We start from the raw sequence: 26,698 nt of genomic DNA, 5'->3' as shown, positions 1-26,698 counted from the left end.
GTACCCACGCCACCGGTGCATTGCCATTGTCGGATCACCCTTGAGTGCGCTGGCGGAAGTCGGAGTTGTCGAGGCGGGTGCTACTTGCCGGTCCACATGGCGGAGTTGGTGCCCTCGGTCAGCACGTAGCCGTCGTGGGCCTGCTGCAACGCGTCGACGGCCGACATGAGCTGGGTCTGGTAGCCGCGCAGGCAGGCGATCGCCGAGTCCACGGTGCCGCTGTTGGTCCGGTCGGCGAACTGGGTGGCTGTCTCGCCGCTCACCGGGTCGCCGGCCCAACTCAGGCATTCGAGCCCGTCGAGTCCGCGGACCATCTGCGCCACCCGGTCGAGGGCCTCCTGGAACGCCGCGAGGGCGCCGGGGATCGCGGCGGGTTCGACCCGCAGTGTCTGGGTTCCGGCGTAGGTCGTTACACCCTCGTAAGGACCCCCGCCGCCATCGGCTAGAAACACCGTAGTGACTCCTTTGCGCTGTGCATTTGCGATGACTTTAGCTCTGATGACCCGTTCGGTGGAATGGTTCCCCTGGTCTTGCCGTATCTGGTGACCTATTCCTGTCAGTCCCTCGGGAGACTGCCCCGCAACCAGGATATGACGTCGGTCTCAGCCGCCGATCACCACCTTCATCGCGGCCTCGGCGATCCTGGGCACGGTCGCGCACAGTTCGTCCTGCGGATGCGGCGGCTGCCGGTCGGGTTGGGCGATGGTGAGCTGGACAAGGAGCATCTGCCCGTCCTTGACGTCGACGGCCGCGAAGCACGACGTCGGCCGAACCGGGCGGATCACCGCGCCGGGATAGCCCGCGACCGGGACCCGCGCGACCTGGCCGTTGGTGGCGCCGACGTGCGCATCGAACCCCTTGGTGACCACGGCGTCGACGCCCAGGATCAGGTTGGCGTCGACGCTGGTCATGGTGCACGTCCGGGAACCGGGGAACGGGATCGAGTCGTCGCCGTAGCCGTCGCCTGCCCGGGCGATGCCGAAGTCGGCTGGCCGCAGGTCGCGGGCCACCTGGCACGGGTCGACGGCGGTGATGTCCTTGTCCGCCGGACGGGTGACCGGCGGGGCCGTCGGACGCGCGCTGGTCGGCGTAGTCGTCGGCCCCCCGCTCGTCGGCTGCCCGACCGACGGCGGATCGGTGGCGACCGGCGTGCCGGTCTCGGTGCAGGCCGCCAGCAGCAGTGCCGCCGCGGCCGCGATCATCAGGCGTGGTCCGCGGCTCCCCATGACCGCAACGTACCGAATGGTGACCAACCGTGAACGGAGAACCTACGATGACGGGACACCTCGGGCAGGGAGCCGTCCATGGAGCAGCCGGAGATCACCCTCGACATGCGCGCGGGCGCGCGGGCCAACCCCAATAGCTGGCTCTACGTCATCGACCCCGCGTTCGGCCCGGACGACGACGTGCCGGAGTGGGGGGTGGTGGGCGCCTTCCCGGTCGACGAGCGCGGCGAGATCGGCCCGGCCTTCCGCCCCAACGACGAATACCGGCCCTCGCCGAAGGCGCTGCGGATGCCGGTTCCGACGAACCCGGTGGAGCAGGTGATGCAGTTGATCCACACCCGCCACCGCGACCAGGCCGACCTGCTGCCCGCGCTGCTCGACGCGACGCTGCTGGTGTACGCGGGCTCGCCGGGCGACCGCGGTGTCACCGGGTTCCCGAACCGGGCGGGCACGGTGATGGTGCCCGCGTGCACGTCGGCGGCGCACGTACCTGCGAGCTGGCCGGGCTGGCGCGAGGTGCGCGGGCGCGACCTGGCGGCGCTGCTCTACGGTCACCCGCTGGTGGTGAACCCGATGGGCCCGATCACCGCGCTGGTGCCCGCCGCGCATCTGGCCGGCTAACCGCGACCTCGATAGACGCCCACTTTGTGCCGGTTGCCGCAGCGCCGCATCGAACACCAGCGGCGCGTGCCGGGGCGTGAGGTGTCCAGGAACATGAGCTGACAGTCGTCGGCGGCGCATTCGCGGACGCGGGCGGCCAGGTCGGTGGCCACCAGGTCGATGGCCTCGCGGGCGGCGGCGCCGAGGACGTGCGTGCCGGTGATCGGGCCCGCCCAGCCGCGCACCCCGGTCTCCGGGTCGACGCGCGGGCGCGGCGGGGCCTCGGCGGCGGCGTTGAGCACCGCCAACCCGTCCGAGTCGAGGGTGTCCCCAGCGGCGACGGCGCGGGCGAGCCGCCACAGCGTGTCGCGGAAGTGCTTGACGCGGGCCAACTCCGCCTGCCGCACCCGGACCTCGCCCAGCGGGGCGATCTCGGCCAGCCGCGAGTCGCGCAGCCAGGCGACGAGGTCGGCCGGTGCGTGCAGGATCTCGTAGCGCTGGTACGGGCCGGGGCCGCCGGTCAGCAGCAGTTCGAGGCAGAAGCTGCCCGGGTCGAAGGAGTAGGTCGTGCCGGTAGGACTGGTGAGCACCCGCATGTAACCACTATATTAGGTGTCGTTCACCGGTTAAAGTGGTTACAACAGGAGGCGGACATGGTCGGACAGACCAAGGACGTCGGCTGGCAGATCGGCGTGTCGAAGACGGTCAGCCAGCCGATCGAGCGGGTATGGGCGCTGGTCACCAGTTCCGAAGGGCTCGCGCTCTGGCTCGGACCTGGCGCGGAACTCAAGCCGGACAAGGGGGTTCCGGTACACTACTGACGCAGGCACCACCGGCGAGGTGCGCGGCTACCACGAGCACGACCGGGTCCGCCTCACCTGGCGGCCCGCCGGGTGGGACCACGACACGACCATCCAGGTGGCCGTGTCCGGCAGCGGCAGCCGCACGGTGCTGCGCTTCCACCAGGAGTGGCTGGCCGACGCCGAGGAGCGCGGCAGACAGCGCGAGCACTGGCGGAAAGTACTGGCCGACATGGTCGCCGCACTGGGCATCTAGGACCTATGAGACAGGCCCTAACTCCAGCCAGCGCTCGATCTCTTCCGGCGGGCCGGGTTTGGCGAACAGCCAGCCCTGCGCGCTGTCACAGCCGAGTTCGCGCAGCCGGTCGGCCTGCTCCGGGTCCTCGACCCCCTCGGCGATGACCTCGTGGTCGAGCGCGTGCGCCAGCGACACCAGGGTGCTGACGATCTGCACGTCCGCCGGGTCGGCGTGCGGTCCGTTGCGCAGGCCCTCCATGAACGACCCGGCGAGCTTCATCGCGTGCACCGGAAGGTGCCGCAGGTAGGCCAGGTTCGAGTAGCCGGTGCCGAAATCGTCGATCGCGATGCGCACGCCGAGGTCGGCCAGGTCGCGCAGGGCGCGCAGCGGCTTGCCGGTAGTGCCCATGATCGCGCTCTCGGTCAACTCCAGTTGGATGGCCGACGCGGGCAGCCGGGCGGCTTCCAGGATCGTGGCGACGTCGGCGACCAGATTGGGCTCCTCGGTCTGCCGCGCGGCCAGGTTCACGCTCACCCGGGGCGCGCGGTCGCCGTACGCGTCGTGCCAGCGGCGGGCCTGCCGGGTGGCTTCGCGCAGCACCCAGCGCCCGAGCGGCACGATCAGGCCGGTCTCCTCGGCCAGGCCGATGAACTGGTCGGGGCCGAGCCTGCCGAACTCCGGGTGCGCCCAGCGCACCAGCGCCTCGACGCCGGTCAGCGCGCCGTCGGAGAGCCGGACGATCGGCTGATAGTCCACATAGAACTCTTCGCTCTCCACTGCCGCGGGCATCCGCGCGGACAGCGTGAACCGGGCGACCTCGCGCGCGTTGCGCTCGGGATCGTAGCCCGCCCAACGGTTCTTGCCGTCGGCCTTGGCCCAGTAGAGCGTCACGTCGGCGTCGCGCATGGTCTCGGCCGCGGTGGTGCCCGCGACGGGGCGTTCGAGCAGGCCGAGGCTCGCCGAGACCGACAGCCGGTGTCCGCCGATGCGCACCGGCTCGGCGAGCGCGGCCAGGACGCGCTCGGCCAGCACGACCATCTCCTCCGGCCCGGTGCTGCGTTCGACCAGCACCACGAACTCGTCGCCGCCCATCCGGGCGACCAGCCGGTTGGACTCGGTGACCAGGCCGTCGAGCCGGGCGGCGACGGCCACCAGCAGTTCGTCGCCGATGTCGTGGCCGAGGCTGTCGTTGATGACCTTGAAGCCGTCGAGGTCGAGGTAGCAGACGCCGATCCGCGCCGCGCTCCCCGCGAACGCGGCGTTGAGCCGCTCGGTGAACAGCGCACGGTTGCCCAGTCCGGTGAGCGGGTCGTGGTTGGCCTGGTGGCGCAGGCGCTGCTCCAGCAGGTGGCGCTCGGTGATGTCCTCGGCCATGCCGACGACGAACTGCGGCGCACCCAGTTCGTCGCGCACCAGTGACACCGACAGATTCGTCCACAGTGGACTACCGTCGGCCCGGCGCATCAACTGTTCCATGTGGACATGTTCACGGGTGCCCGCGCGCAGCTCGTCCATCGGGCGGCGCATCGCGGCAGGCTCGTCGGGGAAGCGCAGGTCGTCGACGTGCATGCCTCGCATCTCGGCGGCGGTGAAGCCGAGCATGCCCACCAGCGCGGCATTGACCTCCAGCAGGATCCCGCGCGCGTCGGAGATCCCGATGCCCACCGCGGCCTGGGTGAACACCGCCCGAAACCGGGCCTCGCTGGCCAGCAGCGCCGACTCGGCGCCGCGCCGGGCCTCCAGTGTGGCCCGCCGGATCGCCTCCTGGTCGCGGAAGATGCGGTCCTGCATGGCGGCGGCGAACCCGGCGGCGAAGGCCGCCTGCACCGCGGGCAGCCGCTCGATCGCGGCCAGGTCGCGCTCGGCGCAGACCGCGGGCAACAGGTGTTCGCCGATGAGCTGGATGGTCCCCGACAGCGTCGCCACCGTCGCGAGCCGCAGCTCGACCAGCCCGAGACCGACCCGTTCCACCGGCTCCGGGTGGAAGCGCTCGGACCGCAGCGCCGCCAGCAGCACCTCGGTGTACTCGCGGACGCGGTCCACGAGCACGGGGCGATTCATCGCCACGTAACCGGTCCCGGCGAGCATGGTCGCCCACAGGTCAGCGAACCCGTCGGGTCCGCCCGGTGCGCCGTCCACCCTCACCCCTTCCCCCGCGATCCCACGCACAGTTTCACCTGTACAACGCCCGGTAGCCAGCGCGGATGCGGGTTTGCGGCACCCGATCGACTCTGGTCACATAGAGCGGCCGAGTGACTACCCACAGCCCGCGCCCGAGGAGGCGTTCACCGATCTCGATCACGAACGCGCTGGTCACCCAGCATTGGTGATCTATTCACAAGAAAGCGTGACAAAGGGGTAGTCAAGAGATCACAATCGTCACCCAGGCGGCTACCCCCTGTAAGCCGTCTGCGTGAGGGCACTCGGAAAGGGCGAACCATGAAGTCCACCGTTCGTGGCGTCAAGCGCGGTCTGGCCACCGCACTGGCCGCATCCTCCTTACTTCTCGGCTTCACCGCACCCGCATCCGCCACGCCCGCGGGCGGCGAGGCGGACCGAACCGGCGACCACGCGATGGGGTCGCAGATCCGCAAGCACGAGGGCGGCGACCAGAAGATCGCGATCACCGCCACGGACATCGGCGTCCAGGCCACGGTCGCGGGCATCGACGTGTCCGGCCACCAGGGCAACGTCAACTGGAGTTACTACTGGGGCCAGGGCAAGCGGTTCGCCTACGTCAAGGCGACCGAGGGCACCTCCTACCGCAACCCGTACTTCGCCCAGCAGTACAACGGTTCCTACAACGTCGGCATGATCCGCGGCGCCTACCACTTCGCCCTGCCGGACCGCTCCAGCGGCGCCACCCAGGCCAACTTCTTCGCCAGCAACGGCGGCGGCTGGTCGCGCGACGGCAGGACACTGCCGGGTGTGGCAGACCTGGAGTACAACCCCTACGGCTCGACCTGCTACGGCAAGAGCAAGACGAGCATGGCGGCCTGGATCCGGGACTTCGCCAACACCTACCGGGCCCGCACCAGCCGCGACGCGGTGTTCTACACCAGTACGAGCTGGTGGTCCCAGTGCGTCGGCACCGCACAGGCGTTCGCGAGCACCAACCCGCTCTGGGTCGCCCGGTACTCCTCGTCGGTCGGCACCCTGCCCTACAACTGGGGGGTGTGGACGTTCTGGCAGTACACGTCCACGCCGCTCGACCAGAACCACTTCAACGGCGCCTACGACCGGCTCCAGGCACTCGCCAACGGCTGACCGACGTGCACCGGGGGCTCCCGGGCCCCCGGTGCACTAGGTTCCCGGTGCGTGAACAGCACTGTGTTCGTGATCGCGGGATTCTCCGCGCTGGGACTGGGCATCCTGGTGTTCGCGGCGTCCGCTCTCGCGGTGCGCCACGACCGCGGCGGCTGGTGGTTGCAGGCCACCGTGCTGGTTGCCGCGGGCCTGCTGGCGCTGGTCACCGGCTGGCTGCTCGGCGAACCGAACCCCAACCGCGGTGACGCGCTCAAGACCGGCGGGCTCGCCGCGGGCTCGGTCGTGGCCCTCTACGCCTTGTGGCTCAACGACCGCAGGCGTCGGGTGGACGAAGACCGCCAGGAGATCGAGCGCCGCCGCCAGGATCTGGAGAACGCCCGCGCCGACCACGACCGCGAGCGCGTCGCCGACGAACGGTTCGCCCGCGCGGTGGAACTGCTCGGCCACGACGCCGACCAGGTGCGCGTCGGCGCGCTGCACGCGCTGGCAGGCCTGGCCCGCAACCGCGAGTACTACACCCAGACCGTCCTCGACGTCCTCTGCGCCTACCTGCGCCGCCCGTTCGACCGCGCGGGCGACGACGAGCGCGAAGGCCAGGTCCGAATCACCGCCCAGCGGCTGATCTCCGATCTGCTCCCGCACACCTCCCGCACCGATCCGCCGCGCTACGACCTCGACCTCACCGGCGCCGACCTGGAGTACTTCGACATCTCGGAGCGGACCGTCGGCGCGCTCACCATGCGGTTCGTCGCGCTGCACGAGTCCAATGCGATCTGGGGCTGCGTCATCACCGGCAACGCCTGGTTCACCGGGGCGGTCTGCCACGGCATCCTCTATCTGCACGACACCCGCTTCGACGGCAAGGCGTGGTTCAGCGGCTTCCGGGCCCGCGGCCCGCTGCGCCTGGCCCGCACCCGGTTCCTCGGCCCGACCAAGTTCGATGGCGCCCGGTTCCACGCCGCGCTCGAACTTCCCTGACGTCGGAACCGGATCTTCCCCGCGGTCGTCTGCGTCTCGTAAGGTTCCGTCACGGCTTCGGCACCCGAGGGGTTTGGGATGGCGTTCTACGGCGACCCGGATGAGCTCGACCGCATCGCGGGCCAGATCGAGCAGCGCGCGGGGGAGGTGCGCAAACGCGGCGCGGACCTGGACACCCAGGCGGGTGCCATGCGCTGGAAGTCGATCGCCGCCGACCGGTGCCGCGAGACGGTCGCGGGCGACCGCAGGGCCCTCGACGGCTCCGCGACCAAGCTCGACGAGGCCGCCGCGTGCTTGCGTCAGCACGCCCAGCAGCTCCGCGAGCTGCTTGCCGCGATCAAGCGGATCGCCGATGCGGTGGTCAACTGGTTCACCAGCGCCATCGACCGGTTCAACCGGGCCGTGGAGAACTTCTGGAACGCGGTCAACGACATGATCGACACTGTCGGCAGCGTGTTCGGCGTGGGCGGCGACGCCCCGCAGCCGCCGCGGCCGCCGTGGGAGGGCTGGCGCTTCCAGCCGCACAACCTGCCGCCTGCGGGCGACAAGCAGTGGCTCGAAGTGGGCCAGTTCATGCGGGCGCGGGGAGTCGCGTAGATGCCGCCGTCCACCGCGGTGCCCGCCGCGCACCGGCTCACGCTGACCGCCGCGGAGTACGCCTACCTGGTCGCGAAGGTGGCCGTCAGTCTGCCGCCGGAGTGGGCGCCCGCCCCCGACATCGCGACCGGTGCGGAATCCGGTCCGCTCGCGGAGAAGGGCGTCCTGCGCGACGGCGTCGTGCACCCGTCCGTCGCGGCGAACCTGCGCGTGCTGGCCGGTCCGCAGATCATGTTCGACACCATGGCGACCATCGGCGCCCGCGGCTCGCGCAGCCTGCACGCCATCGCCGGACCCGTTGGCGCGTCACTGTTCGCGCTGCCCGACGCGGGCGTCGAGCTGTCCATGTTCGCCGCGGTCGAGCTGGGCCGCGAGCTGGTGCGCGCGGTGCCCGCCGAGCCTGCGGGCCTCGGGTCCACTTTGGACACCACGGAGCCGTCGGAGCCGTTGCGCGGGCGGGTTCCGCTGGCCGCGCTGCACGAGCTGGGCGTCGCCGACCTGCTGCGCGACGCCGACCCGGACGCTCCCGGATACGTGCTGGCCGAGCTGAAACTGCCCAGGGCCGAGGCGGAGTTCGCCGTCGACGTGGTACGGCGCAGCGACGGTGTGCTGCGCTGCCAGGTCACCGCGCTGGTCGGTGCGAACGCGCACACCGCGCAACTGACGTGGCTGCACAGCGACACCGGCTGGGTCGGCGTCCGCCCCGCCCCGACCGGCGCGAGCCGCAGGCTCGTCGACCTGGAACCGGTGGCCCGCGAGGATCTCGGGGTCTGGCTGGCCCCCTTCGTCTCGGCGGCTCTGTCGTGACCGGTCCCGGTGTTTCCAACATCGCCGTCAGCGGCGGCGCGGGCGGCAGCGAGGCCGTCTACGAGGATCTGGCCGCGATGGGCGACCTCACCGACAACGTCGCGGGCGCCACCCTCACCATCGCGATGACCAGCCACCGGTATCTCGCCGACCCGGACGTGCTGGCCTCGGCGCTGCTCAATCCGGTGGGCGTGGTCCGGTTCGAGGGGGCCATGCTGGGCGCCCTCGACGGCCCGAGCGGGCTCACCGCCACTTCGGCGGCCATCGGCCTGCGCGGGCTGGCGCTGCGGGCCACCAACCAGGCGTACCAGGTGGTCGACGATCTCAATGCCAAGGCGCTGGAGGCGTCGCGCTGGCTGGCGGGTGCCGCGGTCGGCGCCGTGCCGGGTCTCGCCGTCGCGGGCGTGGGCGCCATCGCCGCCGACGTCTACCTCAACTACGACGGCGACTGGCAGGCGTGGCTGGTCGAACACCCCGGGATGGTCGACACGCTCCTCGGCATGACACCGGGTGCGCTCAGCGCCCTCGGCCTACCGGCCGACCTCGCGACCCTCACCGAACTCCTCGCCGCCACCTACCCCGACGGCGACCCGCGACTGGTCGATCTCGGAGCCGACAACAGTCCTATCGCGACAGACCCGCCCGACGGTCTCGGCGACCTGGTCCGCGGGCTGGAACACCGCAACGGCACCGACGCCAACGTCGACATCCGCACCGTCGTGGGGCCCGATGGCCAGGTCGCCTACATCGTGGACATCCCGGGCACGCGGCTGTGGAACGCGCCCTGGCAGGACAACCAGGGCAGCGCCAACGACTTCGGCACCAACGTCGACGGCATGGTGGGCAACCCGACGGTGTTGCAGGAGGGCATCCAGGAGGCGCTGGTCGCGGCGGGCGTGCCCAAGGACGCGCCGATCATGCTGGTGAGCCACAGCCAGGGCGGCATCGTCGCCACCCGCGCGGCCACCGATTTCGTCGCCCAGGGCTACAACGTCACCCATGTGCTCACCGCGGGCGCACCGGTCGGCGGCATCCTCGTGCCGGACAGCGTGCAGGTGCTCTCGCTGGAGAACAACGGCGACATCACCCCGCACCTCGACGCCCGCGTGAACCCGCCGAGCGACAACCGAACCACCGTGACCTTCGACAACCAGTCCGGCAACTTCGGCGGCAACCACGCCCTCGGCGGCAACTACACCGACGCCGCGTACCAACTCGACGCCGGCTCGGACCCGTCCGTTCGCCGATTCGTCGACAGCGCGGACGTCTTCCTCGGCGGTTCGTCGGTGCAGACCCATCAGTACAAAGTGGAGCGTCGGTGACGGGCCGCGAGTCAGGTCAGCCGAAGAGCGCCGGAAGGGTGCTCTCCCAAGCATCTCGCAGTTCGGCGAGCGGCAGCTCGGCAACGTCCTGGATCTCCAGGGCGCCCGATTCCGGGTCCACTACACCGGTCCGGCGCCACGGCAGGCCGCGCGCGGTGCACATCTCGGTGAACCGCAGTTCTTCCGAGCGCGGCACCGCGACGAGCACACGGCCCGCGGATTCGCTGAACAACTGGACGAACGGATCCTGATCGGGGTCGAGGACCACCCGGGCTCCGACCTCGCCGATGAGGCACGCCTCCACCAGGGTCTGCGCGAGACCGCCGTCGGACAGGTCGTGCGCTGCGGACACCATGCCGTCGCGCGAGCCCGCCACCAGGATCTCGGCAAGCAGCTTTTCCCTTGCCAGGTCGACCTTCGGCGGCAACCCGCCGAGATGGCCGTGCACCACGTGCGCCCACTCCGACCCGCCGAACTCGTCGCGGGTCTCACCGAGCAGCAGCAGGGCTTCGCCCGCCTCGGCGCCGATTCCGGTCGGGATACGGCGGCGCACGTCATCGATGACACCGAGGACGCCGACGACCGGGGTGGGCAGGATGGCGGTGCCGCCGGTCTGGTTGTAGAAGCTGACGTTGCCGCCCGTGACCGGGATGCCCAGCGCCTTGCAGCCCTCGGCGAGGCCGCGCACGGCCTGCTCGAACTGCCACATCACCGACGGGTCCTCCGGCGAGCCGAAGTTGAGACAGTTGGTGACCGCGAGCGGGGTCGCGCCGGAGACGGCGACGTTGCGGTACGCCTCGGCCAGCGCGAGCTGGGTGCCGGTGTACGGGTCGAGCTTGACGAACCGGCCGTTGCAGTCGGTGGCCAGCGCGACGCCGCGGCCGGTCTGCTCGTCGATCCTGATCATCCCGGCGTCGGCGGGCTGGGCGAGAACGGTGCCACCGCGCACATAGCGGTCGTACTGCTCGGTGATCCAGCGCCGCGACGCCAGGTTCGGCGAGGCCGCCATGCGCAGGATGGTCGCCCTGAGGTCGTCCGATGTGGACGGTCGGGCGAGGCTTTCCGGTCCGTCCGCCCGCAAGTCGTCCTGGTCGGCCGGGCGGGCGATCGGCCGCTCGTACATCGGCCCCTCGTGCGCCACGGTGCGCGGCGGCACGTCGACCACGGTCTCACCCTGCCAGGTGATCACCAGCCGGTCGCCGTCGGTGACTTCGCCGATCTCGGTGGCGATGACGTCCCACTTGGCGCACACCCGCAGGAACGCGTCCACATCGGACGGTTCGACCACGGCGCACATCCGCTCCTGCGACTCGCTGGAGAGGATCTCGGCCGGGGTCATGCCGGTGGCCCGCAGCGGCACCCGGTCGAGCACGACGTGCATGCCGCCGTCGCCCGCACTGGCCAGTTCGCTTGTCGCACAGGACAATCCGGCGCCGCCGAGGTCTTGGATGCCGACCACGATGCCCGCGCGGAACAGCTCAAGGCAGCACTCGATGAGCACCTTCTCGGTGAATGGATCGCCTACTTGGACGGCGGGCAGCTTCTTGCGACCCGCGCCGCCTTCGTCGCCGGAGAACGTCTCGCTCGCCAGCACGGACACGCCGCCGATGCCGTCGAGCCCGGTGCGCGCGCCGAACAGGATGACCTTGTTCCCGGTACCCGACGCGTGCGCGAGGTGCAGGTCTTCCACTCGCATAGCGCCGACGCACAGCGCGTTGACCAACGGATTGCCCTGGTAGGACGAGTCGAACACGACTTCGCCGCCGATGTTGGGCAGGCCGAGGCAATTGCCGTAGCCGCCGATGCCCGCGACGACGCCGGGCAGCACGCGCTTGGTGTCGGGGTGGTCGGGCGCGCCGAAGCGCAGCGGGTCCATCACGGCCAGCGGTCGGGCACCCATCGCCATGATGTCGCGGACGATGCCGCCGACCCCGGTCGCGGCGCCCTGGTACGGCTCCACATAGGACGGATGGTTGTGCGACTCCAGCTTGAAGGTGACCGCCCAGCCGTCGCCGATGTCGACCACGCCCGCGTTCTCCCCGATCCCGGCGAGCATCTTCGCCCGCATCTCGGGCGTGGTGTTCGCCGACCAGTGCTTCCAGTGCACTTTGGACGATTTGTAGGAGCAGTGCTCGCTCCACATCACCGAGTACATCGCGAGTTCGGCGTCGGTGGGCCTGCGGTCGAGGATCTCGCGGATGCGCGCGTACTCGTCGTCCTTGAGGCCGAGTTCGCGGAAGGGCTGCGTCTGCTCCGGGGTGGCCTTCGCCCGGTCGACGGAGTCGATCATGCCGCCACCACCGCGTCGAGCACGGAGAGGAACATGCCGAGACCGTCGTCGGACGGCCCGGTGAGCGCGTCGATCGCGTGCTCGGGATGCGGCATCAGCCCGACGATGCGGCCCGTCGCGTCGCTGATCCCCGCGATGTCGTCCAGCGAGCCGTTGGGATTTCCGCCCGCGTAGCGGAAAACCACGCGACCCTCGCCCTCCAGTTCGTCCACAGTGGACCGCGCGGCGACGAACCGGCCGTCCATGTTCTTGACCGGAATGATGATCTCCGCGGCCCGCTCGTAGCGCGTCGTCCACGCGGTGGTGTTGTTCTCCACCTTGAGCCACTGGTCGCGGCAGACGAAGTGCAGCCCGGCGTTGCGCAGCAGCGCGCCCGGCAGCAGGCCCGCCTCGCAGAGCACCTGGAACCCGTTGCAGATCCCCAACACCGGCATCCCCTTGCGGGCGGCGTCGACAACCTCGCGCATGACGGGGGCAAACCGGGCGATGGCGCCCGCGCGCAGATAGTCGCCGTAGGAGAAGCCGCCGGGCAGGATCACCGCGTCGACGCCGCGCAGGTCGGCGTCACCGTGCCACAGCGCGACCGCCTCGCCGCCGGACGCGGTGATCGCGCGGATGGTGTCGCTGTCGTCCAGGGTGCCGGGAAAGGTGACGGCGCCGATCCTCACGAGCCCACCCGCCGCACCACGAAGTCCTCGACCACCGGGTTGGACAGGAAGCCCTCGGCGATCTTCGCGAGCGTCTCGTCGTCGACCGAGTCGTCGACTTCCAGCTCGAAGTGCTTTCCCTGACGGACATCGGACACACCATCGAATCCCAGCCGCGGCAGCGCACGCGCGACGGCTTGACCCTGAGGGTCGAGAATCTCCGGCTTGGGCATCACATCGACGACGACTCGGGCCACGGCAGGCTACTCCTGAGTTCGAGAAGGCCGGTACCGCAGAAGCGTACCTGACCTGGGAATTCACCCTTGACAGCCGGGCACATCGGTGACCTGGCGCACGACCGGGTGAACGCAGTGGACGAACAACGGGCGGCGGGCTAATCTGACCTCAGCTCTGGCCCGTAAGCCAGGGAAGTGAGCCCAGCCCACGTCCGGACGGTCGGCGGCTGGGCTTCGCGCTGTCCAGGGCACAGCAACGCCCTGGAGCAGGGTGACGACCTAAGCCACGGTAACGACCTCCGTCACGAGCGGGGCGATCCGGCGCAGCCAGTCACCACCCGCCCCGAACGCCCACGCGGCGGCGTCCGCGACCCACAGCAACTCCTCCTGATGGCTGCACAAGTGTTCGTAGACGAGACAGGAATCGCGGGCGACCTTGCCGAGGACGGCACGGATGGTGGCGGCGTCGAAACGGTCCCGGCGATCTCGGCTGTCAAGCACGAGGCGGTGCGCTTCCGCCGCCAAGATGTCTTCCGTGAGCCGAGCCAGGCACGCCTGCCTGGCCTGTTCGTGGCCCATCGCGCAGTCGGCGACGTAGATCCGGCAGCGAACGCCTGCATCGACCAGTCGCGATAGGACCATCCGGCGCCGCTGCGGCGTTTCCTTCTTGAAGTGGAGTTCGTGCTGGCCAGGCAGCAGTAGCGAGCGCAGCAGCTTGCGCGCGCCCGCGAGTTGGCCGGGATCAAGGCTCGCGGCGGCGATCAGGTAGCGATCGCGACGGCAAGATTCGTCTACGAAGACATGCAAGCTCACCTCTGGCAGATCGTCCGATCCGGGTTGGCGCTTTATCGCTCGAACGGGTGTTCGCGTGTTCGCTCGTGGCGAGAACGGTGGCGGCGGGGTGGCGCACCGGACAGTGTGGAGGCATGCGACTCCTTGTTCTCGGCGGTACTCGGTTCCTCGGACGCGCCGTCGCGGCGGAAGCCGTGCGGCGCGGGCACGACGTGGTGTGCGCGGCGCGGGGGGAGTCGGGGGCGGTGCCGGAAGGGGCGACGCTGGTCAAGGTCGACCGCGGCGCCGACGACGGGTTGGTGGCGTTGGCCGGTGAGCGGTTCGACGCCGCCGTGGACGTGGCCACGATCTCCTACCCGTGGGTCCGGCGGGCGCTGGACGCGCTCCGGGACCAGGTCGGGCACTGGACGTTCATCTCGTCGATCAGTGTGTACAGCGACTTCTCCGCGCGGCCGACGGGGGTCGGGGATCCGGTGCTGCCGCCCCGGGAGGAACAGGTCGACAGCATCGCGGCGAGCAAAGACGACCCGGACGCCTACGGCTCGATCAAGGTGGCCAGTGAGAACGCCGTCCGGGCGGCGTTCGGCGACCGGGCGCTCATCGTGCGCGCGGGGCTGATCACCGGCCCCGACGATCTGCACGACCGGTTCGGCTACTGGCCCGCCCGGATGGTTCGCGGCGGCCGGGTGGTCGTGCCCGACGCGGACATCTCGATGCAGTACATCGACGTGCGCGACCTCGCGGCCTGGATTGTCGACTCGGGCGAAAACGGCACCGGAGGCACCTTCGACGCGGCAGGCCCGGCCGTGCCGCTGCGGGGCCTGCTCCGGGGCATCGCCGACGCGGTCGGCGGGGAGGTCGAGTTGGTGCCGGTGTCGCCGGAGAAGCTGGCCGAATTAAAGATCAACCCGTGGGCCGGGCCGCGATCGCTGCCGCTGTGGCTGCCTGAGTCGCACCGCTGGATGGGCGGGCGCGACATGGCGCCCGCCCTCGCGGCCGGACTGACACCGCGGGCCTTGGTCGACGCGGTGGCGGGGGCGCTCGCCCACGAGCGGGCACTCGGCCTCGACCGCGAGCGTCGCGCGGGCCTGACCGCCGAAGAGGAGGCTGAGATTCTGGCCGCCCTCTGATCCCACACAGCGCGAGATCACGGGGCGACAAGACCTGAGCTGCCTGCTGCGCTTCGGTCGGCGACGGGGCAAGATCAGGGCACCACCCGCTGGCGAGGAGGCCCCATGTCCGACCGGGAGTCGTTCGACTACATCGTTGTCGGGGCGGGCAGTGCGGGCTGCGTGCTCGCCGGGAGGCTCACCGAGGATCCGGCGGTGACGGTACTGCTGCTGGAAGCGGGCGGCGCCGACGACGCGGACGAGATCCGCATCCCGGTGGCGTTCTCCGCGCTGTTCAAGACCAAGTGGGACTGGAACTACGAGACCGTCGAGCAGAAGAACATGGGCGGTCGCACCGCCTACTGGCCGCGGATGAAGGCGCTCGGCGGGTGCAGCTCGATGAACGCGATGGTCTACATCCGCGGCAACCGCGCCGACTACGACACCTGGCGCGACGGGCACGGCGCGGCAGGCTGGGGTTACGACGACGTGCTGCCGTACTTCGTCAAGGCCGAGCGCAACACCCGGCTCGGCGGGCCGCTGCACGGGATCGACGGGCCGCTGCATGTCGAGGATCGGCGCTATACCCACGAGTTGAGCACCGCGTGGGTCGAGTCGGCGGTCGCGGCCGGGCTCAAGCCGACCGACGACTTCAACGGTGCCGACCAGGAGGGCGCCGGGCGCTACCAGGTGACCTGCCACAAGGGTCGCCGCTGTTCGACGGCCGACGCCTACCTGCGGCCCGCGCTCAAGCGGCCCAATCTCACCGTCCGAACCGGCGCGCACACGACCCGCGTGCTGCTCGACAACGCCCGCGCGACCGGCGTCGAATACCTGCGGCTCGGCGAAACCCGGGTCGCGCGGGCCGAGCGGGAGGTGCTGCTCGCGGGTGGCGCGATCAACTCGCCGCAGTTGTTGATGTTGTCGGGGATCGGGCCTGCCGAGCACCTGCGGGCGGTCGGCATCGAGGTCGCGGTGGCGCTGCCCGGCGTCGGCGAGAATCTGCACGACCACCCGGCGGCACCGGTCATCTGGACCACCAAGGGCACCACCGACCTCGTCGACTACTCGACCCCGGCCCGGCTCCTCCAGTGGCAGACCACCGGCCGCGGCCCGCTCACCTCGAACGTAGGCGAAGCGGGTGGCTTCCTGCGCACCCGCGACGACCTGGCCGCGCCGGACATGCAGTTCCACGTCGCGCCGACGATGTTCTACGACAACGGTTTGCGCGAGCCGACGGCACCGGGGTTCACCTCGGCTGCCACGCTGGTGGCGCCGCTGAGCCGGGGAACGCTGCGGCTGCACTCCGCCGACCCGCGCTGGCGCCCGGTGATCGACCCGGCCTACTACACCGATCCCGCCGACCTCGACGCGACCATCGCGGGCTGCCGCACGCTGATCGAGATCGGCAACCAGTCCGGCCTGCGCCGCTACCTCGACCAGCCGTTCCTGCCCGCGCGCGACCTGACCGACGCCGAACTGGCCGACCACGTCCGTGCCTGGACGCAGACCCTCTACCACCCCGTCGGCACCTGCGCGATGGGCAACGGGGAGCAGGCCGTGGTCGACCCGGCGCTGCGGGTGCGCGGGGTCGACGGCCTGCGCGTGGTGGACGCGTCCGTGATGCCGGTCGTGCCGCGGGGCAACACGAACGCGCCGACGATCATGGTCGCCGAGAAGGCCGCCGACCTGATCAAGGGAGCGTGACTCAGCGGCGCTTTCCGTGCAGGAGGGTGATCAGCTTCGCCACCTGCGCGTCCACCTTCTTGGTCCGCGCGAACGTCGTCAGGGTCAGCGGCGCGCGGAAGCGCTGCCGGGTGATCGCCTTCGCCCGGCCGAATTCGCGCAGGCCCTCGGGGCCGTGGATGCGGCCGAAACCGGAGTCGCCGACACCGCCGAACGGCAGCGACGGCACGCCCGTGAAGCTGATCACCGAGTTGATCGAGACCATCCCCGCCCGCAGCCGCCGCGCCAGCTCCATGCCCCGGGCGCGGGAGAACACCGAGCCGCCGAGGCCGTACTTGGAGTCGTTGGCCTTCTCGACCGCCTCGTCCATGTCGCGCACCTTGGCGATGGTCAGCGTCGGGCCGAAGGTCTCCTCGCGGACCGCCTCGGCATCCTCCGGGACGTCCACCAGCACGGTCGGCTGCACATACCGCTCGCCGACGGAGTCCGCGCCGCCGACGACGGCCCGGCCGCCGCGGGCTAGGGCGTCGGTGATGTGCCTGCGAATGACGTCCAATTGGGACGGCATGGTGATCGGGCCGATGTTCGCCTCGTCGTCGAAGCCGGGGCGCACGCCGCGGGTGATGGCGACGACCTTCGCCACGAACTCGTCGTACACGTTCTCGTGCACGTAGACGCGCTCGATGGCGACGCAGGTCTGGCCCGCGTTGGAGATGCCGCCCCATACCGCCGCCTCGGCGGCACCGTCGAGGTCGGCGTCGGCGTCGACCAGCAGGGCGTCCTTGCCGCCCGCCTCGATCAGCACCGGGGTGAGCGTCTCCGCGCACGCGGCCATGATCTTCTTGCCGGTGCCCGCCGAGCCGGTGAAGGCGATCTTGTCGACCCCCGCGCGGCACAGCGCGGCCCCGGTGTCGCCGAACCCGGTGATCAACTGGAACACGGGGTGCTCCGGCACGGCCTCGGCGAAGCTGTCGACCAGCCACCTGCCCACGCCCGGGGTGTACTCGCTCGGCTTGTAGACCACCGCGTTGCCCGCGGCGAGCGCGTACGCGATGGAGCCCATCGGGGTGAACACCGGGTAGTTCCACGGCCCGATCACGCCGACCACGCCGAGCGGCTGATACTCGACCGTCGCCGCCTGGTTGGCCATGAGCAGCCCGGACGAGCGGCGGCTCGGGCCGAGCACCTTGGGCGCGTTCTTCGCCGCCCACGCGGTGTGGTCGATCGCCAGGATGATCTCCAGCATGGCGTCGGCGTGCGGCTTGCCGGTCTCCACGTGCACGACGTCGGCGAGCTGCGCGGCCCGCCGGGTGACCGCGCCTTTCCAGCGCTGCAACCGTTCCGCGCGGCCCGCGAAGCCCAGCTCGGCCCACCACTCGGCCGCGGACCTGGCCCGCTCGACGGCTGCCTGGACGTCCTCGGCACGGTGGATCGGGTGGCTGCCGACGACCTCGCCGGTCGCCGGGTTCAGCGAGTCGAAGGTCTCGGGCTTGGCCTGCACGGTGGTCATGGCGTCAAAGCTACCCAGCGGTACACCCTGTGGCGATACCCTGGGCGGCGTGAAGATCACCCACTTCGGCCACTCGTGCGTCCTGCTGGAGACCGGGTCGGCCCGGCTGCTGATCGACCCCGGCGTGTGGTCGCACGGCTTCGAGGACCTGCGCGATCTCGACGGTGTGCTCATCACCCACCTGCACGGCGATCACCTGGACACCGAGCGGCTCGGCGCGCTGATGGCGGCCAACCAGCACGCCGAACTGGTGGTCGACCCGGGCTCCGCCGCCGAGGTCGAGCAGATAGGGCTCCAGGCGCGCACCGTCCGGCCGGGCGACGCGCTCGACCTGGCGGGCGCGGCGATCACTGTCGTCGGTGGGGAGCACGCGCTCATCCACCCCGAGGTCGAGATGCCGCCGAACGTCGGCTACGTCGTCGACCACGGCGCCTTCTACCACCCCGGCGACTCGCTGGTCGTGCCCGAGCAGCGGATCGACGTGCTCGGCCTGCCGACCGGCGCGCCCTGGCTGAAGGTGTCCGAGGCGGTCGAGTTCTTCCGCGGCGTGGCTCCGCGGGTCGCGGTCCCGATCCACGAACTGACCTTGAGCGCGGCGGGCATCGACTCCGCGCGCTACCGGTTCAGCACCCTGGCGCCCGCGGGTGCGACGCTGCGGGTGCTGGCGAACGCCGAGGCGACCGAGGTCTGATGGGCCGCCCGGGTCAATTCCGCGGATTTCTCGCCGAAGCCGCGTCCCGAACCTCCCCAGGAGCCCTCCTGACCTGTTGACGGGGCTCCTGCACCCGCGCCGACCGGCACGGGAACGCCCCCTGAGTTGTCGGAGGACATCGTGTTCCTGCGTTCAAGTAGCCGGCTCCGGCGCGCGGCCACCGCCGCCGCGATCGGCGTCGGACTGGTCGCGACGAGGGCGGGCACCGCCATCGCCGCCCCGGTCGGACCCGACTCGGCCGCGGCACCCGCGGCGTCGGCGGCCGCCGGTCTCCGGTCCTACCTGGTGATCACCGCCCCGAACAACACCGCGGGGGCCAAGGCGGCGGTGGCGACCAACGGCGGCACCGTCTACGCCTCCTACGACGTGATCGGCGTCGTCGTCGCGCACTCGTCGGCGACCGACTTCGCCACCCGGATGCGCGCGGTGAGCGGTGTGCAGCAGGTCGGGGCGACCCGCACCAGCGACCTGCCCACCGAGGTGGCCAACCCGCCGATCCCGGCCGCTCCGACGCAGATCACACCCACCGCGAACGAGACCGTCCGGGTCGACATGAGCCAGATCGGCGCCGACCAGGCGTGGCCGATCACCACGGGCTCGCCGTCGGTGACCGTGGGCATCCTCGACACCGGTGTGGACGACCAGCACTACGACCTCAAGCCCAACTTCGACGCCACGAAGTCGGGGTCGTGCGCCTACGGCAAGCTCGACACCCGCGCGGGCTCGTGGCGCGACACCGGCCAGCACGGCACGCACGTCGCGGGCACCGTCGCCGCGGCGAAGAACGGCAAGGGCGCGATCGGCGTGGCGCCGAGCGTGAAGATCGCGTCGGTGCGGATCGCGGAGACGCCGAGTGGGCTGTTCTTCGCCGAGAACACCATCTGCGCGTTCGTTTTCGCCGGTGACAAGGGCTTCAAGGTCACCAACAACAGCTACTACACCGACCCGTGGCTGTTCAACTGCCCGAGCAACGTCGACCAGGCGGCGATCCTGGAAGGCGTCAAGCGCGCGTCCGCGTACGCCGAGGGCAAGGGCGTGCTCAACGTGGCCGCCGCGGGCAACGAGAACTACAACCTGGCGAACAAGTCGTCCGACTCGACCAGCCCGAACGACTCGACCCCGACCTCCCGCACGGTGACCAACGCCTGCCTGAGCGTCCCGGGTGAGCTGCCGAGCGTGCTGGCCGTGTCGTCGATCAACTCGTCGAACGTGAAGTCGTCGTTCTCCAACTACGGCACCGACAAGATCGCCGTCGCCGCACCCGGTGACAACGTCTACTCGACCGTGCCCGGTGGCCGCTACGCGCAGCTCTCCGGCACGTCGATGGCGTCCCCGCACGTCGCGGGCGTCGCGGCGCTGTTGGCCAGCGTGACCCCGACCGCGACCGTCGCCGACCTGCGCGCCAAGCTCGCCGTCCAGGCCGACGACCTGACCTGCGGCGACACCCGCTGCTCGGGCACCACCGCAAAGAACAACTTCTACGGTGAGGGCCGCGTCGACGCCAAGGAGGCCGTGGGCGGCACCCTGCCGCCCGGCAAGGTCTTCGAGAACACCGCCGATGTGGCCATTCCCGACGCGGGTGTGGCCATCACCAGCGCCATCGCGGTCACCGGGGTCGCGGGCAACGCGCCCGCCACCCTCAAGGTCGACGTCAACATCGTGCACACCTACCGGGGCGACCTGGTGATCGACCTGGTCGCGCCGGACGGGACCGCGTACCGGCTGAAGAACTCCTCCGGGAGCGACTCGGCGGACAACGTGGTGGCCACCTACACGGTCAACGCCTCGTCCGAACTGGCCAACGGCACGTGGAAGTTGCAGGTGCGCGACGTCTACAGCGCCGACACCGGCTACATCAACTCCTGGAAGCTGACCTTCTGATCCTGCCGTGAAGGTGGCCGTCGAGCGGTTTCGGCGGCCACCTTCCGCATGTCCGGGTAGGTGCGGGCGACCGCGCCGTGGTGCAGCGCGATGTCGACGGCGTCCAGGAACGCCTGGCGCGGACCGGGCCGCGTGAGGTCGGGCGCGTCGACGGCCAGCCTGATCAGCCCGCCCCGGCGCGCGATGCGGGCGGCGGCGAGCACCAGGGCGAAGCACCGCCAGGTCTCGGCGCGCTCGTAGGTGCCGATGCTCAGCACTCGCGCGCGGTGCACGGTTCCACTGCTCAGGTCGCGGATCCCGAACAGGTCGGCACACTGGGTGAAACCCTTGCGCCGCAACGCGATCAGCGTGCCGCGCGAGGCCGTCCAGCGCGGCGGCGCGAAGCTGTCGGTGACCAGGCCGACCCGTTCCATGGCGGCCATCGCGGCGGTCAGCCGCAAGCCCGCCTCATGCGCGGGCAGGGCGGCGAACTCCGCGCGACGCAGCGAAACCGTGCGGGCGCGCGGCTCGACGGAGTGGTCGAACCCGTGCATCAGCACCGCGTCCCCGGCGTCGCGACGGGTGCGCGCCCACTCGGTCGTCGGGCCCGCGAGGCGGGGGGCGACCAGCAGCGACAGCGGAACCTTGCGCCGCTCCAGTTCGTCGGTGAGATCGGCGCAGCGGTGCAGCGTCCGGGCGCCGATCCCGGACAGTGAAACCACGAGTCGTGCCGTCATACCGCCAAGCACAGCGCGACCGGGTGGCGCCCAGGTGTCGTGCGCGGAGCGTCAGCCGATCCAGTCGGCGAATTTCCGACCGGTGACCTGCTCGTATGCCTGCACGTACCGCGCGCGGGTGGCCGCGACGACATCCTCGGGCAGCGGGGGCGGCGGCGTGTCGGCCGCGCGGTCCCAGCCGGACGCGGGCGAGGTGAGCCAATCGCGCACGTACTGCTTGTCGAACGACGCCTGGGCGCGGCCGGGCGCGTAGGTCTCGGCGGGCCAGTAGCGCGACGAGTCCGGGGTGAGCACCTCGTCGCCGAGGACCACGGTGCCGTCGGCGAGGGTGCCGAACTCGACCTTGGTGTCGGCCAGGATCACCCCGCGCTCGTGCGCGTGCGCGGCGGCCCGGGTGTAGAGGGCGAGGGTCCGGTCGCGGACGCGTTCGGCCAGGTCAGGCCCGATCTCGGCGGCCACGGCGGCGAAGTCGACGTTCTCGTCGTGCTCGCCGAGCGCGGCCTTGGTGGCGGGGGTGAAGATCGGCTCGGGCAGCCGCGAGCCCTCGACCAGCCCTTCCGGCAGCGCGATGCCGCACACCGCGCCCGTGCGCTGGTAGTCGGCGGTGCCCGACCCGGCCAGATATCCGCGCGCGACGGCCTCCACCGGCAGCATCGACAGCCGCCGCACGACCAACGCGCGGCCGCGGACCTCAGCCGGTATGCGGTTGTCGTCGGCCGACACCAGGTGGTTGGGCACCAGGTCGGCCAGCAGTTCGAACCAGAACACACTCATCGCGGTCAGCACGCGGCCCTTGTCCGGGATCGGCGTGTCGAGCACGAAGTCGTAGGCGGAGATCCGGTCGGACGCGACGAGCAGGAGGTGCTCGTCGTCGATCGCGTGCAGTTCGCGGACCTTGCCCGCGGCGATCTTGGGGTAGTCAGCGAGCGTGGCCACGGTCGGGCAGCCTACGGACTCCCCGATTGGCACCACGCTTGCACCGGGTGCAACGGGTGGCTGCGAGACTCCCCGAATGGGCTACGACTGGATCTCGTTCACCACCGATTACGGCCTCGACGGCGGGTTCACCGCGGCCTGCGAGGGCGTCATCGCCCGGATCGCACCCGCCGCGCGGGTGCTGCACGTGACGCACGCCGTGCCCGCGCAGGACATCCGCCGCGGCGCGGTCGTCCTCGCGCAGACCGTGCCGTCCCTGCCGAGGGCGGTGCACCTGGCCGTGGTGGACCCGGGTGTCGGCACGGCGCGCAGGCCGATCGCGGTCGTCACCGACAACGGTGTCCTGGTGGGCCCGGACAACGGCCTGCTCGTGCCCGCCGCCGAGGCGTTGGGCGGCATCACCGGGGCGCACGAACTGACCGAGTACCGGCTCGAACCTGTGTCCGCGACCTTCCACGGCCGCGACATTTTCGCCCCCGCCGCCGCCCACCTGGCCGCGGGCGTGGCCCCGGCCGCGCTCGGCCCAGCCGTCGACCCGACAACCCTGTCCCGGCTACCCGCGCCGACGACAGTCGCGACGGCAGGCAGGCTGACCACCGAGGTGCTCGGCACGGACATCTTCGGCAACCTGCAACTCGCCGCGACCGCCGCCGACCTCGCCGCAACCGGTGCCACGCTCGGCACTCGGGTGCACGCTCAGGTCGGCGAAGGCTCGGTCGATGCGGTGCTCGGGCGGACGTTCGCGGACGTGCCCGCCGGGGCGTCCGTCGTGCTGGTGGACTCGGCCGGGCACGTGGCCATCGCGGTGAACAGCGGCTCGGCCGAGCGCGTGCTGACCGCGCGGTCGGGCGACTCGGCCGTCCTCCAGGTGGCTGTCGGCTAGTGGCCCACTAGAGGATGGCCGCCGGGACGTAACCCGCGGCGTCCGGGAACCGCGCCAACACGTCCTGCACGCGCTTGACCACCGCCGCCACCTGCGCGCCCGCGACGCCGGTGAACGGCAGCCGGTCGGCGAGCAGGGCGTCGAGCCGGGCGCGGTCGAGCGGGAGGCGGTCGTCGGCGGCGAGGCGGTCGAGCAGGTCGTTGCGCTCGATGCCCTGCTCGCGCATGGCCAGGGCCACCGCGACAGCGTGTTCCTTGATCGCCTCGTGCGCGGTCTCGCGGCCGACGCCCGCCTGGACGGCGGCCATGAGCACCTTCGTGGTGGCCAGGAACGGCAGGTAGCGGTCGAGTTCGCGGGCCACCACCGCCGGGTACGCGCCGAACTCGTCCAGCACGGTCAGGAAGGTCTCCAGAAGGCCGTCGACGGCGAAGAAGGCGTCCGGCAGGGCGACCCTGCGGACCACCGAACAGGACACGTCGCCCTCGTTCCACTGGTCGCCCGCCAGCTCGCCGACCATCGACGCGTAGCCGCGCAGCACCACCGCGAGGCCGTTGACCCGCTCGCACGAGCGCGTGTTCATCTTGTGCGGCATTGCCGACGAGCCGACCTGGCCGGGCTTGAACCCCTCGGTGACCAGCTCGTGGCCCGCCATCAGCCGGATCGTCTTGGCCAGACTCGACGGCGCGGCGGCGAGCTGCACCAGCGCGGACACCACGTCGTAGTCCAGCGAACGCGGATAGACCTGGCCGACGCTGGTCAGCACCGACGCGAAGCCCAGGTGCTCGGCCACCGTGCGCTCCAGCTCGTCCAGCTTGGCCGGGTCGCCGCCGAGCAGGTCGAGCATGTCCTGCGCGGTGCCGACCGGCCCCTTGACGCCGCGCAGCGGGTACCGGGAGATCAACTCGTCGAGCCGGGTGCAGGCGACCAACAGCTCGTCTGCCGCACTGGCGAAGCGCTTGCCCAACGTCGTGGCCTGCGCGGCGACGTTGTGCGAGCGACCGGTGACGACCAGGTCGGCGTGCTCGGCGGCCAGTCGCGCCAACCGCGCCAGCACCGCCGCCGTGCGCGCCCGCACCAACTCCAGCGAGCGGCGCACCTGCACCTGCTCGACGTTCTCGGTGAGGTCGCGGGAGGTCATCCCCTTGTGCACGTGCTCGTGGCCCGCCAGCGCGTTGAACTCCTCGATGCGCGCCTTCACGTCGTGCCGGGAGACCCGTTCGCGCTCGGCGATGCTCGCGAGGTCGACGTCGGCCAGCACCCGGCGATAGTCCTCGACGGCACCGGCCGGCACCTCGACCCCCAGGTTCGCCTGCGCGGTGAGCACGGCGAGCCACAGCTCGCGCTCCATCCGCACCTTCTCCTCTGGCGACCACAACAGGGCCAGCTCGGCCGAGGCATAGCGGCCTGCGAGGACATTGGGGATGCGGGGCTTGCGCGCGGCGGTCACGTCGGACCAGCTTACCGGCCCGCCCGGTCAGTCCAGCACGTCGCGCAGCATGCGGCGGGCGGCGGCGCGCGGGTCGGGGTCGACCTCGATGAGCGCGTTGACCACGGCGCCGTCGACCAGCGCGATGAGCTGCTCCAGCCGCACGGCGTCGATCGGGGCGCCCGACCGGGCGAAGGTCTCCAGCAGCAGCGTGCGCAGCTCACTACCCAGGTCGAGCATCAGTGCCCGCAGGTACGGCCTGCGGCCGGTGGCCACCAGCCGCTCGTAGCGCAGCAGCACCGCGTCGAAGTCGTTGTCGCGCACCGGGCCGAGCAACTGGTCGAGCACCAGCTCCACCAGCGCCTCCGGCCCGCGCGATCGGGCGGCCAACTCGTCCAGCACGGCACGGCCGCGGGCCAGCTCGGACCGTCCGTGGAACTCCAGCGCGGCCATGATCAGCTTGTCGAGCGACTCGAAGTAGTACGTGGTGGAGGCCAGCGGCAGGCCCGCGCGCTCGGCGACGGCACGATGGCGCACGGCGTCGAAGCCGCCCTCGATGAGCAGGTCGGCGGCCGCCGACACGAGGGCCTGCTTGCGGCGCTCACCTTTGGGCGTACTGGCGGTGGTCATGGTGCGACGATGGTGCCAGGTCGTGCTCAGAACCCTGGCGCCAGCGCCTCCGCCATGCGCCGCACCTCGCCCGCGTCCAGCGGCGGCGCGGCGGAACCCAGCACAGGCTCGACAACCACGATGACCGACTTGCCCGACGGGGCCTTCACGACCGCACCGACCGTGCCAGAAGGCCGGTCCGCCCACGGCGGCTGCAGGATGAACTTCGCGTCCGCGGGCGCCACCATGATCGACAGGAAGCCCTTGCGGGGACCGTTCTGCACGGTGAACGCGACCGCGTTCGTCCCGGACGGGCAGGTCAAGGGGGACGCCTCAGGCGTGCCAGGGGAAGTGGCGGCCGGGAGCTCGCCCGCGAGGGCAGCAGCGAGCCCCCGGTCCGCCGTTCCGCACCCACCAGGGGTGCTGCCAGCTTCATAGCCGGCATTCCCACTCGGCGGGCCCCCCTGCTTGGGCGTCGCCGACGGGAAACTGGAGTCCGCCGCCGCCGATTGCTCGGATCGGGCGCCGGGTCCGTCAGAAGCTACCTCGTATGGAGCAAGCGTTTCGTTACCATCCGCAGCCGATGCATTCGCTGGTGCGGCCGAACCGTTATCTACGCCGCCATCCGTGCCACCTCGCACCAGCACGCCCGCGAGAACCGCGCCTGCCAGTAACGTGAATCCTAGCGCCGATCCAGCCAGGACGCCGTTCCTCTTTCGGGTCAATCTGGCCGACTCGGCGGTCACATCGCCCCGGTCGAAGGAGGGCGGGGGGACGTCGCGGACCGCCTCCTGGAACAACTCCGAAATCCTTCGCTCATCCATCTACATCCACCTCCCGATCCGCACGGCCGATCTCACGGCGTTGACCTCAGGTCGTCCAACGCGTCGCCCAGCACGTCCCGCAGGGCGGTGAGCCCGCGAGCCGTCTGGCTCTTCACGGTTCCCTCCGAACACTTGAGCGCCTCGGCGGTGCCCGCGACGTCCAAGCCCTCCAGGAACCTCAGCACGAGCACCGCCCGCTGACGCGGCGGCACCCGCGACAGACCGTCGAGCAACGCCGACCGCGTGGCCACCGCGTCGCCGATCTCCCCGTCGCCGGTCGCCACTTCGGGCAACTGCTCGACGTGGCGCTCGCGCCGCCAGGGACGCCGGGTCTCGTCGATCAGCGCCCGCACCACACTGCGCCGGACATAGGCGTCCAGGGCCCCGCGGTCCCGGATCTTGCGCCAGCTCCGGTGCAGTGCGACGAACGCGGTCTGCGTGAGATCGTCCGCCCGATGCCAGTCGCCGCAGAGCATGTACGCGGTTCTCCGCACGGCATCTCGCCGGGCGGCGAAGTACTCCGCGAACTCCTGCTCCTCGCGTTGGTCCACGCGGACGCTCTCCGCTCGTCATCTCTGCGATCAGGGGACGGACGTACCCCGCTCA

The 26,698-nt window shown here is 71.0% G+C and carries 28 protein-coding genes; 13 read left to right on the top strand and 15 right to left on the bottom strand.

The window, feature by feature from the left end:
• Window positions 1–80 precede the first annotated feature (80 nt).
• Entirely contained in the window at window positions 81–452 is a 372-nt protein-coding gene (locus tag ACT4N7_RS17650) for a hypothetical protein (RefSeq protein WP_444829846.1), read from the bottom strand.
• Window positions 453–602: 150 nt separating this feature from the next.
• Window positions 603–1,226, bottom strand: coding sequence for a DUF3558 family protein (locus tag ACT4N7_RS17645; RefSeq protein ID WP_444829845.1), 624 nt, complete (start codon window positions 1,224–1,226; stop codon window positions 603–605).
• 78 nt (window positions 1,227–1,304) lie between these two features.
• Between ACT4N7_RS17645 and ACT4N7_RS17640 the strand changes: the two genes are divergently transcribed.
• Window positions 1,305–1,847, top strand: a complete 543-nt coding sequence (locus tag ACT4N7_RS17640; RefSeq protein ID WP_444829844.1) for a type VII secretion system-associated protein — start codon at window positions 1,305–1,307, stop codon at window positions 1,845–1,847.
• Here ACT4N7_RS17640 and ACT4N7_RS17635 read toward each other — a convergent pair.
• Window positions 1,844–2,422, bottom strand: a complete 579-nt coding sequence (locus ACT4N7_RS17635) for a CGNR zinc finger domain-containing protein (protein ID WP_444829843.1) — start codon at window positions 2,420–2,422, stop codon at window positions 1,844–1,846. The genes ACT4N7_RS17640 and ACT4N7_RS17635 overlap by 4 nt on opposite strands.
• A 57-nt stretch (window positions 2,423–2,479) precedes the next feature.
• Here ACT4N7_RS17635 and ACT4N7_RS17630 point away from each other — a divergent pair, with 57 nt between their 5' ends.
• Both ACT4N7_RS17630 and ACT4N7_RS17625 read left to right on the top strand, forming a co-directional pair.
• A complete protein-coding gene (locus tag ACT4N7_RS17630) occupies window positions 2,480–2,647 on the top strand; it encodes a hypothetical protein (RefSeq protein WP_444829842.1) in 168 nt (55 codons plus the stop codon).
• Between the two features lie 19 nt (window positions 2,648–2,666).
• Window positions 2,667–2,882, top strand: a complete 216-nt coding sequence (locus ACT4N7_RS17625) for a hypothetical protein (protein ID WP_444829841.1) — start codon at window positions 2,667–2,669, stop codon at window positions 2,880–2,882.
• Window positions 2,883–2,885: 3 nt separating this feature from the next.
• On the opposite strand, the gene ACT4N7_RS17620 is transcribed toward ACT4N7_RS17625, so the two are convergent.
• Entirely contained in the window at window positions 2,886–5,003 is a 2,118-nt protein-coding gene (locus ACT4N7_RS17620) for a putative bifunctional diguanylate cyclase/phosphodiesterase (protein WP_444829840.1), read from the bottom strand.
• Between the two features lie 300 nt (window positions 5,004–5,303).
• Here ACT4N7_RS17620 and ACT4N7_RS17615 point away from each other — a divergent pair, with 300 nt between their 5' ends.
• The 5 genes from ACT4N7_RS17615 to ACT4N7_RS17595 all read left to right on the top strand — a co-directional run bounded on the left by ACT4N7_RS17615 (window position 5,304) and on the right by ACT4N7_RS17595 (window position 9,835).
• Window positions 5,304–6,131, top strand: coding sequence for a lysozyme (locus tag ACT4N7_RS17615; protein ID WP_444829839.1), 828 nt, complete (start codon window positions 5,304–5,306; stop codon window positions 6,129–6,131).
• 51 nt (window positions 6,132–6,182) lie between these two features.
• Window positions 6,183–7,109 carry a pentapeptide repeat-containing protein gene (locus tag ACT4N7_RS17610; protein ID WP_444829838.1) on the top strand — a complete coding sequence of 309 codons (927 nt, stop codon included), beginning with the start codon at window positions 6,183–6,185 and terminating at the stop codon, window positions 7,107–7,109.
• 78 nt (window positions 7,110–7,187) lie between these two features.
• Window positions 7,188–7,706 carry a hypothetical protein gene (locus ACT4N7_RS17605; RefSeq protein WP_444829837.1) on the top strand — a complete coding sequence of 173 codons (519 nt, stop codon included), beginning with the start codon at window positions 7,188–7,190 and terminating at the stop codon, window positions 7,704–7,706.
• Complete coding sequence (locus ACT4N7_RS17600; RefSeq protein WP_444829836.1) at window positions 7,707–8,513, top strand: ESX secretion-associated protein EspG; 807 nt, start codon at window positions 7,707–7,709, stop codon at window positions 8,511–8,513. It begins immediately after the preceding gene.
• Complete coding sequence (locus ACT4N7_RS17595) at window positions 8,510–9,835, top strand: hypothetical protein (RefSeq protein WP_444829835.1); 1,326 nt, start codon at window positions 8,510–8,512, stop codon at window positions 9,833–9,835. Before ACT4N7_RS17600 ends, ACT4N7_RS17595 begins: the two co-directional genes overlap by 4 nt.
• Before the next feature lie 16 nt (window positions 9,836–9,851).
• On the opposite strand, the gene purL is transcribed toward ACT4N7_RS17595, so the two are convergent.
• The 4 genes from purL to ACT4N7_RS17575 form a co-directional block, all read right to left on the bottom strand.
• Window positions 9,852–12,125, bottom strand: a complete 2,274-nt coding sequence (purL, locus tag ACT4N7_RS17590; RefSeq protein ID WP_444829834.1) for a phosphoribosylformylglycinamidine synthase subunit PurL — start codon at window positions 12,123–12,125, stop codon at window positions 9,852–9,854.
• A complete protein-coding gene (gene purQ, locus ACT4N7_RS17585) occupies window positions 12,122–12,793 on the bottom strand; it encodes a phosphoribosylformylglycinamidine synthase subunit PurQ (RefSeq protein ID WP_444829833.1) in 672 nt (223 codons plus the stop codon). The genes purL and purQ overlap by 4 nt, the downstream gene beginning before the upstream one ends.
• Window positions 12,790–13,029: a phosphoribosylformylglycinamidine synthase subunit PurS gene (gene purS / locus ACT4N7_RS17580; RefSeq protein ID WP_444829832.1), complete on the bottom strand. Its 240-nt coding sequence runs from the start codon at window positions 13,027–13,029 to the stop codon at window positions 12,790–12,792. Before purS ends, purQ begins: the two co-directional genes overlap by 4 nt.
• A 258-nt stretch (window positions 13,030–13,287) precedes the next feature.
• Window positions 13,288–13,821, bottom strand: a complete 534-nt coding sequence (locus tag ACT4N7_RS17575) for a hypothetical protein (protein ID WP_444829831.1) — start codon at window positions 13,819–13,821, stop codon at window positions 13,288–13,290.
• Window positions 13,822–13,934: 113 nt separating this feature from the next.
• Here ACT4N7_RS17575 and ACT4N7_RS17570 point away from each other — a divergent pair, with 113 nt between their 5' ends.
• Window positions 13,935–14,930, top strand: coding sequence for an NAD-dependent epimerase/dehydratase family protein (locus ACT4N7_RS17570; RefSeq protein ID WP_444829830.1), 996 nt, complete (start codon window positions 13,935–13,937; stop codon window positions 14,928–14,930).
• Between the two features lie 105 nt (window positions 14,931–15,035).
• Window positions 15,036–16,616, top strand: coding sequence for a GMC family oxidoreductase (locus ACT4N7_RS17565; RefSeq protein WP_444829829.1), 1,581 nt, complete (start codon window positions 15,036–15,038; stop codon window positions 16,614–16,616).
• Between the two features lies 1 nt (window position 16,617).
• Here ACT4N7_RS17565 and ACT4N7_RS17560 read toward each other — a convergent pair whose 3' ends face one another.
• Complete coding sequence (locus ACT4N7_RS17560) at window positions 16,618–18,105, bottom strand: aldehyde dehydrogenase family protein (protein WP_444829828.1); 1,488 nt, start codon at window positions 18,103–18,105, stop codon at window positions 16,618–16,620.
• Between the two features lie 49 nt (window positions 18,106–18,154).
• Here ACT4N7_RS17560 and ACT4N7_RS17555 point away from each other — a divergent pair, with 49 nt between their 5' ends.
• Both ACT4N7_RS17555 and ACT4N7_RS17550 read left to right on the top strand, forming a co-directional pair.
• A complete protein-coding gene (locus ACT4N7_RS17555) occupies window positions 18,155–18,796 on the top strand; it encodes an MBL fold metallo-hydrolase (RefSeq protein WP_444829827.1) in 642 nt (213 codons plus the stop codon).
• Window positions 18,797–18,922: 126 nt separating this feature from the next.
• A complete protein-coding gene (locus ACT4N7_RS17550; protein ID WP_444829826.1) occupies window positions 18,923–20,698 on the top strand; it encodes a S8 family peptidase in 1,776 nt (591 codons plus the stop codon).
• Here the strand turns inward: ACT4N7_RS17550 and ACT4N7_RS17545 are convergent.
• A complete protein-coding gene (locus tag ACT4N7_RS17545; protein ID WP_444829825.1) occupies window positions 20,668–21,414 on the bottom strand; it encodes a DUF2334 domain-containing protein in 747 nt (248 codons plus the stop codon). The two genes, ACT4N7_RS17550 and ACT4N7_RS17545, sit on opposite strands and share 31 nt — an antisense overlap.
• A gap of 51 nt (window positions 21,415–21,465) precedes the next feature.
• A complete protein-coding gene (locus ACT4N7_RS17540) occupies window positions 21,466–22,350 on the bottom strand; it encodes a phosphoribosylaminoimidazolesuccinocarboxamide synthase (protein WP_444829824.1) in 885 nt (294 codons plus the stop codon).
• A 76-nt stretch (window positions 22,351–22,426) separates the two neighbouring features.
• On the opposite strand from ACT4N7_RS17540, the gene ACT4N7_RS17535 reads away from it, so the two are divergent.
• A complete protein-coding gene (locus tag ACT4N7_RS17535) occupies window positions 22,427–23,233 on the top strand; it encodes an SAM hydrolase/SAM-dependent halogenase family protein (RefSeq protein WP_444829823.1) in 807 nt (268 codons plus the stop codon).
• A 7-nt stretch (window positions 23,234–23,240) separates the two neighbouring features.
• Here ACT4N7_RS17535 and purB read toward each other — a convergent pair whose 3' ends face one another.
• The 4 genes from purB to ACT4N7_RS17515 form a co-directional block, all read right to left on the bottom strand.
• Window positions 23,241–24,680, bottom strand: coding sequence for an adenylosuccinate lyase (gene purB, locus ACT4N7_RS17530; protein ID WP_444829822.1), 1,440 nt, complete (start codon window positions 24,678–24,680; stop codon window positions 23,241–23,243).
• 27 nt (window positions 24,681–24,707) lie between these two features.
• Complete coding sequence (locus tag ACT4N7_RS17525) at window positions 24,708–25,289, bottom strand: TetR/AcrR family transcriptional regulator (RefSeq protein WP_444829821.1); 582 nt, start codon at window positions 25,287–25,289, stop codon at window positions 24,708–24,710.
• A 26-nt stretch (window positions 25,290–25,315) separates the two neighbouring features.
• A complete protein-coding gene (locus tag ACT4N7_RS17520) occupies window positions 25,316–25,591 on the bottom strand; it encodes a hypothetical protein (RefSeq protein WP_444829820.1) in 276 nt (91 codons plus the stop codon).
• A 533-nt stretch (window positions 25,592–26,124) separates the two neighbouring features.
• Window positions 26,125–26,643 carry a SigE family RNA polymerase sigma factor gene (locus tag ACT4N7_RS17515; protein WP_444829819.1) on the bottom strand — a complete coding sequence of 173 codons (519 nt, stop codon included), beginning with the start codon at window positions 26,641–26,643 and terminating at the stop codon, window positions 26,125–26,127.
• Window positions 26,644–26,698: the final 55 nt, after the last annotated feature.

The organism is Actinokineospora sp. (assembly GCF_052390155.1).
Classification (GTDB): Bacteria; Actinomycetota; Actinomycetes; order Mycobacteriales; family Pseudonocardiaceae; genus Actinokineospora.
Note: the sequence above shows the minus strand (reverse complement) of the source record. Positions and strands in the feature narration are given on the sequence as shown.

Bases quoted from the DNA above. Each gene is read 5' to 3' on its own strand.
- ACT4N7_RS17645 (WP_444829845.1), bottom strand. From the start codon at position 1,226: ATGGGGAGCCGCGGACCACGCCTGATGATCGCGGCCGCGGCGGCACTG.
- ACT4N7_RS17640 (WP_444829844.1), top strand. From the start codon at position 1,305: ATGGAGCAGCCGGAGATCACCCTCGACATGCGCGCGGGCGCGCGGGCC.
- ACT4N7_RS17635 (WP_444829843.1), bottom strand. From the start codon at position 2,422: ATGCGGGTGCTCACCAGTCCTACCGGCACGACCTACTCCTTCGACCCG.
- ACT4N7_RS17630 (WP_444829842.1), top strand. From the start codon at position 2,480: ATGGTCGGACAGACCAAGGACGTCGGCTGGCAGATCGGCGTGTCGAAG.
- ACT4N7_RS17615 (WP_444829839.1), top strand. From the start codon at position 5,304: ATGAAGTCCACCGTTCGTGGCGTCAAGCGCGGTCTGGCCACCGCACTG.
- ACT4N7_RS17605 (WP_444829837.1), top strand. From the start codon at position 7,188: ATGGCGTTCTACGGCGACCCGGATGAGCTCGACCGCATCGCGGGCCAG.
- ACT4N7_RS17600 (WP_444829836.1), top strand. From the start codon at position 7,707: ATGCCGCCGTCCACCGCGGTGCCCGCCGCGCACCGGCTCACGCTGACC.
- purL (WP_444829834.1), bottom strand. From the start codon at position 12,125: ATGATCGACTCCGTCGACCGGGCGAAGGCCACCCCGGAGCAGACGCAG.
- ACT4N7_RS17570 (WP_444829830.1), top strand. From the start codon at position 13,935: ATGCGACTCCTTGTTCTCGGCGGTACTCGGTTCCTCGGACGCGCCGTC.
- ACT4N7_RS17565 (WP_444829829.1), top strand. From the start codon at position 15,036: ATGTCCGACCGGGAGTCGTTCGACTACATCGTTGTCGGGGCGGGCAGT.
- ACT4N7_RS17560 (WP_444829828.1), bottom strand. From the start codon at position 18,105: ATGACCACCGTGCAGGCCAAGCCCGAGACCTTCGACTCGCTGAACCCG.
- ACT4N7_RS17545 (WP_444829825.1), bottom strand. From the start codon at position 21,414: ATGACGGCACGACTCGTGGTTTCACTGTCCGGGATCGGCGCCCGGACG.
- ACT4N7_RS17535 (WP_444829823.1), top strand. From the start codon at position 22,427: ATGGGCTACGACTGGATCTCGTTCACCACCGATTACGGCCTCGACGGC.
- ACT4N7_RS17525 (WP_444829821.1), bottom strand. From the start codon at position 25,289: ATGACCACCGCCAGTACGCCCAAAGGTGAGCGCCGCAAGCAGGCCCTC.